The organism is Bacillus sp. FSL M7-0791 (assembly GCF_038627085.1).
GTDB lineage: Bacteria > Bacillota > Bacilli > Bacillales > Bacillaceae > Bacillus > Bacillus safensis.
Genome location: NZ_CP152022.1, coordinates 14,429 through 27,627 on the forward strand (window position 1 = coordinate 14,429; position 13,199 = coordinate 27,627).

Annotated in this window: 11 protein-coding genes, 1 tRNA gene, 1 rRNA gene and 1 other annotated feature; of the genes, 8 read left to right on the top strand and 5 right to left on the bottom strand. The window is 40.8% G+C overall.

Annotation, left to right across the window (positions count from 1 at the left end; all coding sequences use genetic code 11):
* Positions 1-25 precede the first annotated feature (25 nt).
* Positions 26-141, top strand: a 5S ribosomal RNA gene (gene rrf, locus MHI08_RS00060).
* 11 nt (positions 142-152) lie between these two features.
* Here the strand turns inward: rrf and MHI08_RS00065 are convergent.
* Positions 153-1,121: a YaaC family protein gene (locus tag MHI08_RS00065; protein WP_024426750.1), complete on the bottom strand. Its 969-nt coding sequence runs from the start codon at positions 1,119-1,121 to the stop codon at positions 153-155.
* Between the two features lie 121 nt (positions 1,122-1,242).
* Here MHI08_RS00065 and guaB point away from each other — a divergent pair, with 121 nt between their 5' ends.
* Both guaB and MHI08_RS00075 read left to right on the top strand, forming a co-directional pair.
* Positions 1,243-2,709 carry an IMP dehydrogenase gene (guaB, locus tag MHI08_RS00070; protein ID WP_025092697.1) on the top strand — a complete coding sequence of 489 codons (1,467 nt, stop codon included), beginning with the start codon at positions 1,243-1,245 and terminating at the stop codon, positions 2,707-2,709.
* Between the two features lie 160 nt (positions 2,710-2,869).
* Positions 2,870-4,195, top strand: coding sequence for a D-alanyl-D-alanine carboxypeptidase family protein (locus tag MHI08_RS00075; RefSeq protein WP_025092698.1), 1,326 nt, complete (start codon positions 2,870-2,872; stop codon positions 4,193-4,195).
* 42 nt (positions 4,196-4,237) lie between these two features.
* Here MHI08_RS00075 and MHI08_RS00080 read toward each other — a convergent pair whose 3' ends face one another.
* On the bottom strand, positions 4,238-5,716 hold the full coding sequence (locus MHI08_RS00080) for a PLP-dependent aminotransferase family protein (protein ID WP_326484237.1): 1,479 nt from the start codon (positions 5,714-5,716) through the stop codon (positions 4,238-4,240).
* Between the two features lie 246 nt (positions 5,717-5,962).
* Here MHI08_RS00080 and pdxS point away from each other — a divergent pair, with 246 nt between their 5' ends.
* The 5 genes from pdxS to MHI08_RS00105 all read left to right on the top strand — a co-directional run bounded on the left by pdxS (position 5,963) and on the right by MHI08_RS00105 (position 10,402).
* Complete coding sequence (gene pdxS / locus MHI08_RS00085; protein ID WP_024425756.1) at positions 5,963-6,847, top strand: pyridoxal 5'-phosphate synthase lyase subunit PdxS; 885 nt, start codon at positions 5,963-5,965, stop codon at positions 6,845-6,847.
* 20 nt (positions 6,848-6,867) lie between these two features.
* Positions 6,868-7,458 carry a pyridoxal 5'-phosphate synthase glutaminase subunit PdxT gene (gene pdxT / locus MHI08_RS00090; RefSeq protein WP_025092700.1) on the top strand — a complete coding sequence of 197 codons (591 nt, stop codon included), beginning with the start codon at positions 6,868-6,870 and terminating at the stop codon, positions 7,456-7,458.
* A gap of 53 nt (positions 7,459-7,511) precedes the next feature.
* Positions 7,512-7,728, top strand: a binding site (T-box leader).
* A 49-nt stretch (positions 7,729-7,777) separates the two neighbouring features.
* Positions 7,778-9,052 (top strand): serine--tRNA ligase, encoded by a 1,275-nt coding sequence (gene serS, locus MHI08_RS00095; protein WP_024426746.1) that lies wholly within the window; start codon positions 7,778-7,780, stop codon positions 9,050-9,052.
* 101 nt (positions 9,053-9,153) lie between these two features.
* On the top strand, positions 9,154-9,984 hold the full coding sequence (locus tag MHI08_RS00100; RefSeq protein ID WP_342499880.1) for a methyl-accepting chemotaxis protein: 831 nt from the start codon (positions 9,154-9,156) through the stop codon (positions 9,982-9,984).
* Positions 9,985-10,309: 325 nt separating this feature from the next.
* A tRNA-Ser gene (locus tag MHI08_RS00105) sits at positions 10,310-10,402 on the top strand.
* Between the two features lie 89 nt (positions 10,403-10,491).
* On the opposite strand, the gene MHI08_RS00110 is transcribed toward MHI08_RS00105, so the two are convergent.
* From MHI08_RS00110 to MHI08_RS00120, 3 genes are all read right to left on the bottom strand, one after another.
* Positions 10,492-11,151, bottom strand: coding sequence for a deoxynucleoside kinase (locus MHI08_RS00110; protein ID WP_003218104.1), 660 nt, complete (start codon positions 11,149-11,151; stop codon positions 10,492-10,494).
* A complete protein-coding gene (locus tag MHI08_RS00115) occupies positions 11,148-11,771 on the bottom strand; it encodes a deoxynucleoside kinase (protein ID WP_342499881.1) in 624 nt (207 codons plus the stop codon). Before MHI08_RS00115 ends, MHI08_RS00110 begins: the two co-directional genes overlap by 4 nt.
* Positions 11,772-11,856: 85 nt before the next feature.
* Entirely contained in the window at positions 11,857-13,158 is a 1,302-nt protein-coding gene (locus MHI08_RS00120; RefSeq protein ID WP_025092701.1) for a glycoside hydrolase family 18 protein, read from the bottom strand.
* Between the last annotated feature and the right edge of the window lie 41 nt (positions 13,159-13,199).

Sequence of the window (13,199 nt, forward strand, 5' to 3'; positions counted from 1 at the left end):
TTGAGAGAACATTCTCTCCATCAGGTTTGGTGGCGATAGCGAAGAGGTCACACCCGTTCCCATACCGAACACGGAAGTTAAGCTCTTCAGCGCCGATGGTAGTTGGGGGTTTCCCCCTGTGAGAGTAGGACGCCGCCAAGCTTCTATAAGGATCAGTTCCAGTCGGAACTGGTCTTTTTTGTTTTTTCTTCTAACAGCATCATGATGTAAGCTGGAAACTTCTCTTCTGCAATCTCCATGTAGCGTTCAATCATGACGTAATCATCGCTAATGTATTGAGACAGCAGCTCGTACCACCATTCTGTTTCGTAGCGGGCAATCATACTAAGGTTATACATCAATAAGTAATGGCTGATGATCTCAGGAATCCCTAGAAAAGCATCTCGTGTTGAGGGTATAAACCATTGATCCATTTCTAAATCATAATGAAGATGAGTAGCAAGTGCTGGGTTTTCTTCCAGAAATACATCAAACGTCAGTTTTTTAGCCTCTCTCTGTTTGAGTTTCCAGCTTGTATGAAACTCAAAGTATTCAATAAAGCGTTCAGCAGACATGTTATAAAGTAATGGAATATGATCTTGAATCATCATTCCATTAGCCTTTTCTACTTTAACTAAAGTCGAGGGCTGCTTTTGAAACTCCAGAATATGACTCATTTCAGGTATTTTAGACAGGAGATGGATCATCGTAAATCGCTCATCTTCAAGACCATTTAATTGAAATAGATGCTTTAACACATGCATACACAGCCCATTTCTTTGGATTTTCACCTCATCTTCACTAAAACGGTAATGCTGTTTCTTCCTCTTTCTCGATGTTACGCCATGAGCTAAAACAGAGGTTTGAGAAGGATAATGGGGGTCCACTGTCAGCAAACATGCTTTTAGCAGCTGTGCCATTCCATAAAACAATAAAATAGGTTTAAGTTCTAGAGGCGCGATCGCAGCCTGTTCATAAAACGTGTGGCCATGTTTTAGAAAGTAAATAAATCGTTCACAGTTTTTATAGGCTTGCTGGTTTGCATCTTGAATGTTCCGTTTCTCATATTGTTGAAATAGAAACTTTTGGGAGGTTTCGAGCGAGTAAAAACGTTTTAAATCCTTCCATCCTGAACTTTTCATCTTCTTCCTCAACTCTCTTTATATTTTCTAAAAATTGCAACTGTTTGTTGCTTCCTTGACATGCTGTTTGCTAGTTGATAATCTACATATAATATTTTGCCGAAAAGAGGGGGATTTACTAATGTGGGAAAGTAAATTTTCAAAAGAAGGTTTGACGTTTGACGATGTTTTGCTTGTTCCAGCAAAGTCTGAAGTACTTCCGCGTGATGTCGATTTATCAGTGGAGCTAACAAGCACATTAAAGCTAAACATTCCAATTATCAGTGCGGGAATGGACACAGTGACGGAATCACAAATGGCGATTGCAATGGCACGTCAAGGTGGTCTTGGTATTATTCATAAGAACATGTCCATTGAACAGCAAGCAGAACAGGTGGATAAAGTAAAACGTTCAGAGCGCGGTGTTATTACAAACCCATTCTTCTTAACACCAGAGCATCAAGTATTTGATGCAGAGCATTTGATGGGTAAATACCGTATTTCAGGTGTGCCGATTGTCAACAACGAACAAGACCAAAAGCTTGTTGGTATTATTACGAACCGTGACCTTCGTTTTATTTCGGATTATTCAATGAAGATTAGCGACGTGATGACAAAAGAGGAACTTGTGACAGCTTCTGTTGGTACAACGTTAGAAGAAGCTGAAAAAATCCTACAGCAGTACAAGATTGAAAAATTACCTCTTTTAGATGACGAAGGAACACTAAAAGGTCTCATCACAATCAAAGATATTGAAAAAGTGATTGAATTCCCTAACTCCTCTAAAGATGCACATGGCCGTTTAATTGTTGGTGCCGCTGTTGGTGTCACTGGCGATACAATGACACGTGTGAAAAAATTAGTCGAAGCCAATGTGGATGTCATTGTTATTGATACAGCACACGGTCATTCTCAAGGTGTTCTAAACACTGTATCGAAAATCCGTGAAACGTATCCTTCTCTTAACATCATTGCTGGTAATGTTGCAACAGCCGAAGCAACAAAAGCATTGTTTGAAGCAGGAGCAGATATTGTGAAAGTCGGTATCGGACCAGGATCTATTTGTACAACACGTGTTGTTGCAGGTGTCGGTGTACCACAAATCACAGCGATCTATGACTGTGCAACAGAAGCAAGAAAACATGGTAAAGCTATTATTGCAGATGGTGGAATTAAATATTCAGGTGATATCGTGAAAGCATTAGCATCTGGCGGACATGCTGTTATGCTGGGAAGCCTTCTAGCTGGTACATCTGAAAGCCCAGGAGAAACAGAAATTTTCCAAGGTAGACGATTCAAAGTTTATCGTGGTATGGGTTCTGTCGCTGCAATGGAAAAGGGAAGTAAAGATCGTTACTTCCAAGAAGATAATAAAAAATTCGTTCCTGAAGGTATTGAAGGCCGTACACCATACAAAGGGCCAGTCGTTGATACAGTGTATCAACTAGTTGGCGGTATTCGTTCTGGTATGGGTTATTGTGGAACAAAGGATTTACGCACTCTTAGAGAAGAAGCACAGTTTATTCGTATGACGGGTGCAGGACTTCGTGAGAGTCATCCACATGATGTACAAATTACAAAAGAATCACCAAACTACACAATTTCTTGATAAATTGTGACAATCAAATTACATTTGACAGGGTCTATGACTCTGTCTATTTTTTTTGTCTTTATTGTGATAAAATTTATACTGTTGTGTTGAGATAAGCCCTTGTGGATTACATATATATGAAAAACGTCGAAAAAAGATGAATACGGAGGTATGACGATTGAACAGCAAGATGTTGAAACAGCTTATGGTCTCTATCCTTGCATTGGCATTGATTGTTACAGCATTTACACCAATGTCCAAAGCAAAAGCTGCTGAAGATCCATTCAGTGTGAATGCGAAAGCAGCGATCCTTATTGAAGCTTCTACAGGTAAAATTCTTTATAGTAAAAACGCAGATCAAAGACTGCCTATTGCAAGTATGGCAAAAATGATGACAGAGTATCTATTACTAGAGGCAATTGCTGAAGGAAAAGTGAAATGGGATCAAAAGTATACGCCAGATGATTATGTATACGAAATTTCTCAGGACCGCAGCTTATCCAACGTTCCTTTGAGAAAAGATGGTTCGTATACAGTAAAAGAACTTTATCAAGCAACGGCTATTTATTCGGCAAATGCAGCAGCGATTGGTTTAGCAGAAGTGATCGCTGGATCAGAATCAAAGTTTGTTGAAAAAATGAACGCAAAAGCAAAAGAACTTGGTTTAACAAACTACAAATTCGTGAATGCAACTGGTCTAGAAAATAAAGACTTACATGGCCAACAGCCAAAAGGTACAGGTCCTGATGAAGAAAGTGAAGTATCTGCAAAAGATATGGCTTTGCTTGCACAGCATCTCATCAAAGACCATCCAGAAATTCTTGAAACAGCAAGTATTGCGAAAACAAAGTTCAGAGAAGGCACGGACGATGAAATGGACATGCCTAACTGGAACTTCATGCTTAAAGGACTTGTGAAGGAATATAAAGGTGTTGACGGTCTAAAAACAGGATCTACAGATTCAGCCGGTTCTAGCTTCACAGGTACAGCAAAACAAGGTGACATGCGTGTCATCGCAGTTATCTTGAATGCAAAAGGTAATCTTCATACAGCACGTTTCGACGTGGCAAAAAAACTGTTCGACTATGCGTTTAAAAACTTCACGATGAAAGAAATGTACAAAAAAGGTCAACAAATCAAAGGACATGAAAACATCGAAGTGGATAAAGGCAAAGATAAAGAAGTACCTGTTGTGACGAAAGAAGCATTTTCTGTGCCAGTAAAAAATGGTGACGAAAAGAGCTATAAAGCAAAAGTAAATATCGAGAAAAAGAACCTAGAAGCTCCTATTAAAAAAGGAACGAAGGTTGGCATGCTGACGACTTCTTATTCTGGTGATGAGAAGGACTACGGCTATTTAAATAAAGACCAATCAGGTGTTGAGCTTGTGACGAAAACAAGCGATGAAAAAGCAAACTGGTTCATCCTTGCAATGCGCGGTGTAGGTGGATTCTTCGCTGGCATTTGGGGCGGAATCGTTGACACAGTAAAAGGCTGGTTCTAATAAAAAAACTGCTCTCTATACAAGAGAGCAGTTTTTTTATCGTTAAAAGAAGAGCGATTGCTTCTGATTTTGAGGAGTGGATAAAGCTTGCTGAAAAATATCACATAACTTTTCCACGCCCTCGGTCAGTGCTTTTTCATTCACATAGGAAAAGCTGAGGCGGATATAATTCTGTTTCGGCTCTCCAGGATAGCAGACAGAGCCAGGCAGAAAAGTAATTTGCTGCTTACGTGCTTCATGCAACAGTGCTCGTGTATCGACCCATGAAGGAAAGCTGAGCCATAAATTGAGCCCGCCCTGTGGAATCTGCCACGTTACATCTGTCGGTGCGTGCTTCGTTAACACATCCATCATCAAATCGCGTCTCACCTTCAAGGCGGTTCTTAGCTTCTTCGTATGATCAATCATTTTCTTCGATGTCAGAAACGGCAATATGGCCTTTTGTGTGAGGAGAGGGCTGCCTAAGTCATTATTGGCCTTTGCAGCTAATAAACGGTTAAATATCGAGCCTGACGCGGTGATAATCCCTATTCTGCATCCTGGAGCCAGTGTTTTACTTAATCCTCGTAAATAAATGACGTGTCCATCATGATCCAAGCTTTTAATAGGTGCTGGCGGCTTCTTTTCAAAATAAAGCTCACGATATGGGTCATCTTCTACAATGAGACAATCTATGCTTTGAGCCAGTAAGAGAAGCTGTTTTCTGCGTTTCATCGACATACTGGCCCCTGTCGGACTGTGGAAAGTAGGAATCGTATAGATCAGCTTCGGTTTATATTTATCACAAATGCTTTGAAGCTGCTTCATGTTCATTCCTTCATGATCGACAGGGACGGTAATGATTCTTGCTCCTCTGCCCATAAAGACATCAATGGCCCCGGGATAGGTCGGTGCTTCCATGACAACCACATCATCCGGCCCAATAAACGTACGTGCCACCAAATCAAGCCCTTGCTGAGAACCACTTGTTACAAGGATATTTTCAGGGGTAGACGGCACATCCAACTTTTCTAAAAAGGACTGAATGACTTGTCGCAACTGAAGATCACCTTGTATTTCACCATACTTCGACATGATTTGAGGATGTCTGGCTAGCACATGCTGCATTTCTTTTTCTAAATACCGGTTTGGCAAAAGACCTGGATCGATCATAGAGGAAGAAAGGTTAATGGCTTCTTCGACATAGTGATACTGGGCGAATTGAGACCGTGGTAAATAATCTGGAATCGACAACTGCCAATCGAAAGAAGTAGATGATGGAACCGGGGTCTCTGCCTGCTCTTGCTGCTCATCCACAAAAGTTCCTTTACCTTGCACTGTCGTTAAATATCCATCGTCCTTTAATCGGGTATATGCCTTAGCTGCTGTGACAAGACTCACATTGAGCTGCTTAGCTAAATCACGGACAGTTGGCAGCTTTTCTCCTTGCTGAAGCAAACCCGATTGAATGTGATCGATGATTGAAAAGTAAATTTGATTTGAAAGAGATGTATCAGAGTGCCGATGGATATCAATATGCATGAAACCCCTCCATAGAATGCAAAATTGTTATACATGATTTTTAATTGTTATAGTTGTATTATAGCATGTAAATCACACTTGAAAGAGAAAACGACATGTTTTTAGCTGTAAATCCTTTATATACAAGGGTTTATTCTTTTTTATCCGCTGATTGAATTGTTATACTATTCTCTTTATTGTTATACTTCCTCGCTTGTATGATAAAGATGTTGAATGAATCGAATAGACAAATGGGAGGAAACTATTGTGAGCAATAAGGGAACTGAACGAGTGAAACGTGGAATGGCAGAAATGCAAAAGGGCGGCGTCATTATGGATGTCGTCAATGCGGAGCAGGCAAAAATTGCAGAAGAAGCAGGTGCGGTGGCAGTCATGGCACTAGAACGAGTACCAGCTGATATCCGTGCAGCAGGCGGTGTTGCCCGTATGGCAGACCCAAGAATCGTAGAGGAAGTACAAAATGCAGTAACGATTCCAGTCATGGCAAAAGCACGTATCGGCCACATCGTCGAGGCTCGTGTTCTTGAAGCGCTTGGTGTTGATTATATCGATGAGAGTGAAGTGCTGACGCCCGCAGATGAGGAATTCCATTTAAATAAAAATGAATACACAGTACCTTTTGTCTGTGGATGCCGCGATTTAGGTGAGGCAACCCGCCGTATCGCAGAAGGCGCTTCTATGCTTCGTACAAAAGGAGAACCTGGGACAGGCAACATCGTAGAAGCTGTGCGTCATATGAGAAAGGTCAATGCTCAGATTCGTAAAGTATCGGCTATGAGTGAAGATGAACTGATGACAGAAGCCAAGAATCTTGGCGCGCCTTATGAATTATTGCTGCAAATCAAAAGAGACGGCAAGCTGCCAGTTGTGAACTTTGCAGCAGGAGGCGTTGCAACACCTGCAGATGCTGCGTTAATGATGCAGCTTGGAGCAGACGGTGTATTTGTCGGATCTGGTATTTTCAAATCAGACAATCCAGCTAAATTTGCAAAAGCAATTGTTGAAGCAACGACTCATTACACTGATTACCGTCTCATTGCAGACCTTTCAAAAGAGCTTGGAACAGCTATGAAAGGAATTGAAATTTCAAATCTACTGCCAGAAGAACGTATGCAAGAGCGTGGCTGGTAATTAAGGGAGCGCAAACGAACATGCTGACAATTGGTGTACTTGGGCTTCAAGGAGCGGTGAGAGAGCATATTCAATCGATTGAAGCCTGCGGCGCAGAAGGAAAGATCATCAAACGTGTAGAAGAGCTAGAATCCGTTGACGGTTTGATTATCCCTGGTGGAGAAAGTACGACGATGAGGAGACTTATGGATACGTATCAATTCATTGAACCGATCAAAGCGTTCGCTGCTAAAGGGAAACCGATTTTCGGGACATGTGCCGGTTTGATTATGCTGGCTAAGCATATCGAAGATCGAGAAGATGCTCATCTTGGCCTGTTAAATGTATCTGTTGCACGGAACTCTTTTGGCAGACAGGTAGACAGTTTTGAAGCAGATTTAAAAGTAAAAGGACTGGATGCGCCGTTTACAGGGGTATTCATCCGTGCGCCTCATATCATCAGCGCAGATAATGACGTAGAAATCATGGCTGAATATGATGGCAGGATTGTGATGGCGAAAGAAAACAATATCTTAGGCTGCTCTTTTCATCCAGAGCTGACAGACGATCACCGGTTAACACAGCTGTTTGTAGACATGGTGAAGTCCTACAAAACGAAGCTTGCTGTATAAAACGGTTGAAAAGAGATAAAACTTATAGTACATTAAAATCACAATCAAAGATCGAAAAAGCGTTGACGGGAAATAGTAAGAAGCCCCTCTTTCTCAGAGAGCCGATGGTTGGTGAGAATCGGTGAAAGATGCATTCTGAATCCATCCTTGAGCGAAATGCTGAAACACGAGAAGTAAGCATTTACGGTGATACCGTTACAGAGGAAAGAGGAAAGCGTGCTTCTGCATGTTTTCAATCAGGGTGGCAACGCGAGAGCTCTCGTCCCTTTCATGGGATGAGGGCTCTTTTTATTTTTCGATAAAAAAAGGAGTGTTACACATGCTTGATATTAAACAACTGCGCACGGACTTTGATCAAATCAAAGAAAAATTAGCACACCGAGGCGAAGATTTAGCGGATTTTGATAAGTTTGGTGAGCTAGATCAAAAAAGAAGAGAATTAATCGGGAAAACAGAAGAATTAAAGAGCCGAAGAAATGAAGTATCACAGCAAGTGGCCGTTCTAAAAAGAGAAAAGAAAGACGCCGATCACATTATTCAAGAAATGCGTGAGGTAGGAGATGAGATCAAGAAGCTGGATGATGAGCTAAGAACAGTAGAAGAAAGCCTGCAGCACATCCTGTTCTCAATTCCAAATATCCCTCATGACTCTGTACCAGTTGGTGAAACAGAAGACGACAACGTAGAAGTGAGAAAATGGGGCGAACAGCCAGCCTTCTCATTTGAGCCAAAACCACATTGGGACGTAGCTGATGAGCTAAAAATCCTTGATTTTGAACGTGCAGGAAAAGTGACAGGAAGCCGTTTCGTTTTTTATAAAGGGCTTGGTGCCCGCTTAGAGCGCGCATTGTATAACTTTATGCTCGATTTACATGTGGATGAGTTTGGTTTTACTGAAGTGCTTCCACCTTATATGGTCAACAGAGCAAGCATGACAGGAACTGGTCAGCTTCCAAAATTCGAAGAGGATGCCTTTAAAATACGTGAAGAAGATTACTTCCTCATTCCAACAGCAGAAGTGCCAATTACGAACATGCATCGCGACGAAATTCTCGAAGGTGAACAGCTGCCAATCAACTATGCAGCATTCAGTGCTTGCTTTAGATCAGAAGCTGGATCTGCTGGAAGAGATACACGTGGACTCATCCGTCAGCATCAATTTAACAAGGTAGAGCTTGTGAAATTTGTCAGACCAGAAGATTCTTATGAAGAATTAGAGAAACTAACAAATCAAGCAGAAAAAGTTCTTCAGCTATTGAACCTGCCATACCGTGTCATGAGCATGTGTACGGGAGATTTAGGATTCACAGCTGCGAAGAAATACGATATCGAAGTGTGGATTCCGAGCCAGAATACGTACCGTGAAATTTCTTCTTGCAGTAACTTCGAAGCATTCCAGGCAAGACGTGCAAACATTCGTTTCCGTCCAGAACCTAAAGCGAAGCCAGAACATGTCCACACATTAAATGGATCTGGATTAGCGGTAGGAAGAACCGTAGCGGCTATTTTAGAAAACTATCAACAAGAGGACGGCACAGTGATCATTCCTGAAGTACTGCGTCCTTATATGGGAAATAAAGAAGTGATGAAATAAGATGCCGTCAAGGCATCTTTTTCTTTTTACCAAAAGTCCTACAGTTTTCCTAAATTTAGCCGATAAAAAAATTAAAAGCTTCTAGGAAAGAAGGAATAACCTTGAATAGGCTTGACTATTATGTTGAAATGGCTCATTTACTTAGAAAGGTACTAGATGAAAGTATTCTTTTCGGCATCACAGATACAGAGAAGATACTTTGTTATTACCCGTCTAACACAATAGATTTTGGTATGAAAGTTGGAGACCCATTGAACCCAGAAGACCAAAATGTGGCGACGACATTAAGAGGACAAGAATATGACGGTCATCTATCAGAACATTTATATGGTTATGAAATTGCTGTAAAAGGTTACCCGATTTTTGATGAAGATAGAAAAGTAATTGGCTCTTTTTTAGTGGCATTTTCACATCATCGTGAAAAGAAATTAAGCGGTTATATGGAGCAAATCAATAAAGTAGCGAAAGAACTCCAAGGTGGAATTGAGCAAATTGCTGCACATTCTCAAGAGCTGGCTGCCACAAGTTTAGAAATAAGCGAACAGGCAGGAAGAGCGGAAGAGAAATCTGCGAATATTGAAGAAGTCGTCAAAACCATTGGCGGGATCGCTAGACAAACAAATCTGCTCGGTTTAAACGCTGCAATTGAAGCCGCAAGAGCAGGCGAGAACGGAAAAGGGTTTGCTGTCGTTGCTGATGAAGTTCGCAAATTATCAGATGGCTCGAAGGAAGCGGCTGAAACCATTAATACATTTTTAAAAGAAATCCAAGACAGCATTGGCACTTTGTCTGAAAACATCTCACAAATCAGCAGTTCAACAAATGAACAAGCCAAACAAGTGACAGACTTTACGAAGATTATCGAGTCATTAAATGACTTTAAAGTAGAGATGAATCAGTTTATTGAAGAAATTAGACAGGATACGAAATAGATCAAGAGCAGCCGTCAATGGCTACTTCAGCGTGTAGTCAAACCCTCGCATTCGTTGTCAGGTCTGCGCTTCGGTGCTCACGAATGTCAAATTCGCTCCGCTCCGGTGCTCGCCCTTCCTAGACTGCAAAGGTTTTCTATCACGCTGAAAAGAAGACAAAGGGCTAAAATCAAAATCATTTTAGCCCTTTGTCAACAATCTGGAGCAGCCATCAATGGCTGCTTTTTTATAGGCAAATATCATGCCGAAATCACATATTGAAATTTTTTTCGAAAAGATGTTGACTTCAAATAAAATGATATGGTATATTAATTCTTGTCGATACGGAGGAATACCCAAGTCCGGCTGAAGGGATCGGTCTTGAAAACCGACAGGGGTGTCAAAGCCCGCGGGGGTTCGAATCCCTCTTCCTCCGCCATATTGATTTTTTACCTTAGTTGAATTGAACGCAAGCATAAAAATTGGAAATTGTCAAACCGCTGCATTTCGCGAATGCAGCGGTTTTTTTTATTTTGTTTTAGAGCGATTTTTTTGAATAACAGAAGCTATTTCATGAAGAATGGGATCAAGTGAGCTTTCATCATGAAGTAAGTCGTAATCTTCAATATTAATTTTAATCACTGGGCATAAATCAAATTGTTCGATCCATTCCGTGTATCGAGTGTACATTTCTTCCCAATAAGCCCGGTCAGTTTGAGTTTCCATCTCTCTGCCGCGTTCCTCTATACGATGTAAAATATGATCTAAATCCCCGTGTAGATAGATGAGGACATCAGGGTGAGGGAAGTAAGGTGTCATCACCATCGCCTCAAATAGGCTTGTATACGTTTCATAATCAACCTCAGACATCGTACCTTTGTCCGCATGCATTTTTGCAAAAATGCCAGTATCCTCATAAATGGAACGATCTTGTACATATCCTCCGCCAGATTCAAAAATCCGCTTTTGCTCCTTAAAACGCTCAGCTAAGAAATAGACCTGTAAGTGGAAGCTCCATCTTTGGAAATCTGAATAAAAAGGCTCTAAATATGGGTTATCATCTACTTTTTCAAGAGAGGTTTGAAACCCTAGCTTGTCCGCTATTGTTTTGGTCATAGTTGATTTGCCGACACCAACAGTCCCGGCAATTGTGATGACTGCGTCCTTTGGTATTTCGATATTGTTCATAGCACTTGCTCCTTTATGTTCTGTACAATTTGCTGGTAATCTTGCTGTGAGGAAACGAAGTCTGTATGATCTCCTTCAATTGTAATGATAGGAAGCCCTGGCTCAGTCTGTTTTAAATGTTCAATAGCCAGGTCGTAATCTTCAATGAGTGTTTTTAAATAAGCTGGGTCGATGTCTTCTTCAAAAGAGCGTCCTCTCATCTGTATTCTTTCAAGTAAGGTGGGAAGGCTGGCTTTTATATAGATCATGGCATTTGGTTTAGGAAGATCGTCTGTTAGCAGGTGATAGATCTTTCTGTATTTATCCATGTGCTTTTTTGATAATGTTCTTTCTGCAAATATCATATTTTTATAGACGTGATAATCAGTGACAACTGGCTGCTGTTTATTCACATAGTTTTCTTCAATTGATTCTAACTGTTTGAACCGATTGCATAAAAAGAACATCTCAAGCTGAAAGCTCCATTGTTCCATATCTTCATAAAATTTATCTAAGAATGGATTTTCTTCTACAATCTCTTTTACTAAAGGAAATTGAAATTCCTTCGCAAGCATTGTAGCCAAAGTTGTTTTTCCGGCTCCAATCGGGCCTTCCACTGCAATAAAAGGGGCAGGATACATAGGCGTTCTCCTCTATCTATAAAGTTAAAGTTGTCAAACCAATGTATATTGTACCATACCCCTTCTAATAGATAGAGTGAATGGATTACGATGTCGTTCTTTTTTCAATATTAAATTGATCTGATAATAAGAGCCAATTTTGTGGGAAAGATAGACCTAATTTCCAATAAGCAATGCCGTTCAAATTTAGCTCTTTGATGAGGTTGAACTTTGCTTGAATTGATCTAGCGTCTTCGAACCAGACCTCATGCTCTTTGTTGTTGGCATCTGTATAACGAAAATGGGGTGCTTGTGCTGTTTCGTCGTATAAGATAGAGACATTGTGCTCTCTAGCAAGTGCAATTGCTTGTTGAGGACTGACGGCTTTGGCTATGGGGCCGCCCTGGACGAAAGGAAGTGTCCAATCATAGCCGTATAAATTCTGCCCCATTACAATTTTATTGGCAGGTATGACAGTTAATGCATATTCAATGACTTGGCGGACAGGTCCAATTGGAGAGACAGCTTGTGGAGGGCCGCCGCTGTACCCCCATTCATAGGTCATCAACACAACGTGATCGACGATTTTACCGATCGCTTCATAGTCATGGGCTTCATACCATTTGCCCTTTTGCTGACTACTTGTTTTTGGTGCAAGTGCAACAGATATTGTCCATCCTTCTTGATGGAAACGGGCTGTTGCTTCTCTTAAAAATTGAATATAAGCATCTTTATCAGCAGGGCGTAAATATTCAAAATCAAAATGGATTTCCTTGAATTGATACTTTTTGGCAACACGAACAATTTCATTTAAAAATGCCGTTTTGACAGATTGGTTAGTTAAAAGAATACGTCCAAGTTCATCACTGAATTTTTCATTCTCTAGATTTGTCACCACCATGGTTAATACAGTTCTGTTCTGAGCGGCAATCTGGGGTAGTTGGTCTAACGGTGGTTCTCGCAGTGTCCCATCTCTTTGTGCTTGAAAACTAAAGACGTCTAAATGGGTTAAGTATGGGGAGGCCTCTCTAGCTGCCTGCTTTAAGTTTTCACTGACTTGATTTCCCCGTGGTTCAATATAAGCATTGGAATTAATGTTCCTTTTCGGTCTTTGTGGAATATAGAGCAAGAAACGAATAGGCAATATCGCTTCAGGCCGAATTCTGTTCACGCGTGCCAATTCTTCCACTGAGATTTGAAACCGTCTACCAATTTGATATAGTGTGTCATTTTGTTTGACCTCATAAAATTGACCTCTAATTGGAATGACAATTGTTTGTCCAATGACGAGTTGATTTGGTGTTTCGATTTCGTTAGTACGGATGATTTCATTGACTGTCGTTTTAAAACGCATAGCAATGTCGTTTAAAGTATCTCCTCTTTTGACAACATAAATTTGAATAGTCAACGCCCCCTTTGTTATTGCTAACAATTTATGAGGGTTATAGC

What these genes read in the sequence shown, in the direction of transcription:
- MHI08_RS00065 (WP_024426750.1), bottom strand. Translation starts at nt 1,121, where the DNA reads ATGAAAAGTTCAGGATGGAAGGATTTAAAACGTTTTTACTCGCTCGAA.
- guaB (WP_025092697.1), top strand. Translation starts at nt 1,243, where the DNA reads ATGTGGGAAAGTAAATTTTCAAAAGAAGGTTTGACGTTTGACGATGTT.
- MHI08_RS00080 (WP_326484237.1), bottom strand. Translation starts at nt 5,716, where the DNA reads ATGCATATTGATATCCATCGGCACTCTGATACATCTCTTTCAAATCAA.
- pdxT (WP_025092700.1), top strand. Translation starts at nt 6,868, where the DNA reads ATGCTGACAATTGGTGTACTTGGGCTTCAAGGAGCGGTGAGAGAGCAT.
- serS (WP_024426746.1), top strand. Translation starts at nt 7,778, where the DNA reads ATGCTTGATATTAAACAACTGCGCACGGACTTTGATCAAATCAAAGAA.
- MHI08_RS00110 (WP_003218104.1), bottom strand. Translation starts at nt 11,151, where the DNA reads ATGAACAATATCGAAATACCAAAGGACGCAGTCATCACAATTGCCGGG.
- MHI08_RS00115 (WP_342499881.1), bottom strand. Translation starts at nt 11,771, where the DNA reads ATGTATCCTGCCCCTTTTATTGCAGTGGAAGGCCCGATTGGAGCCGGA.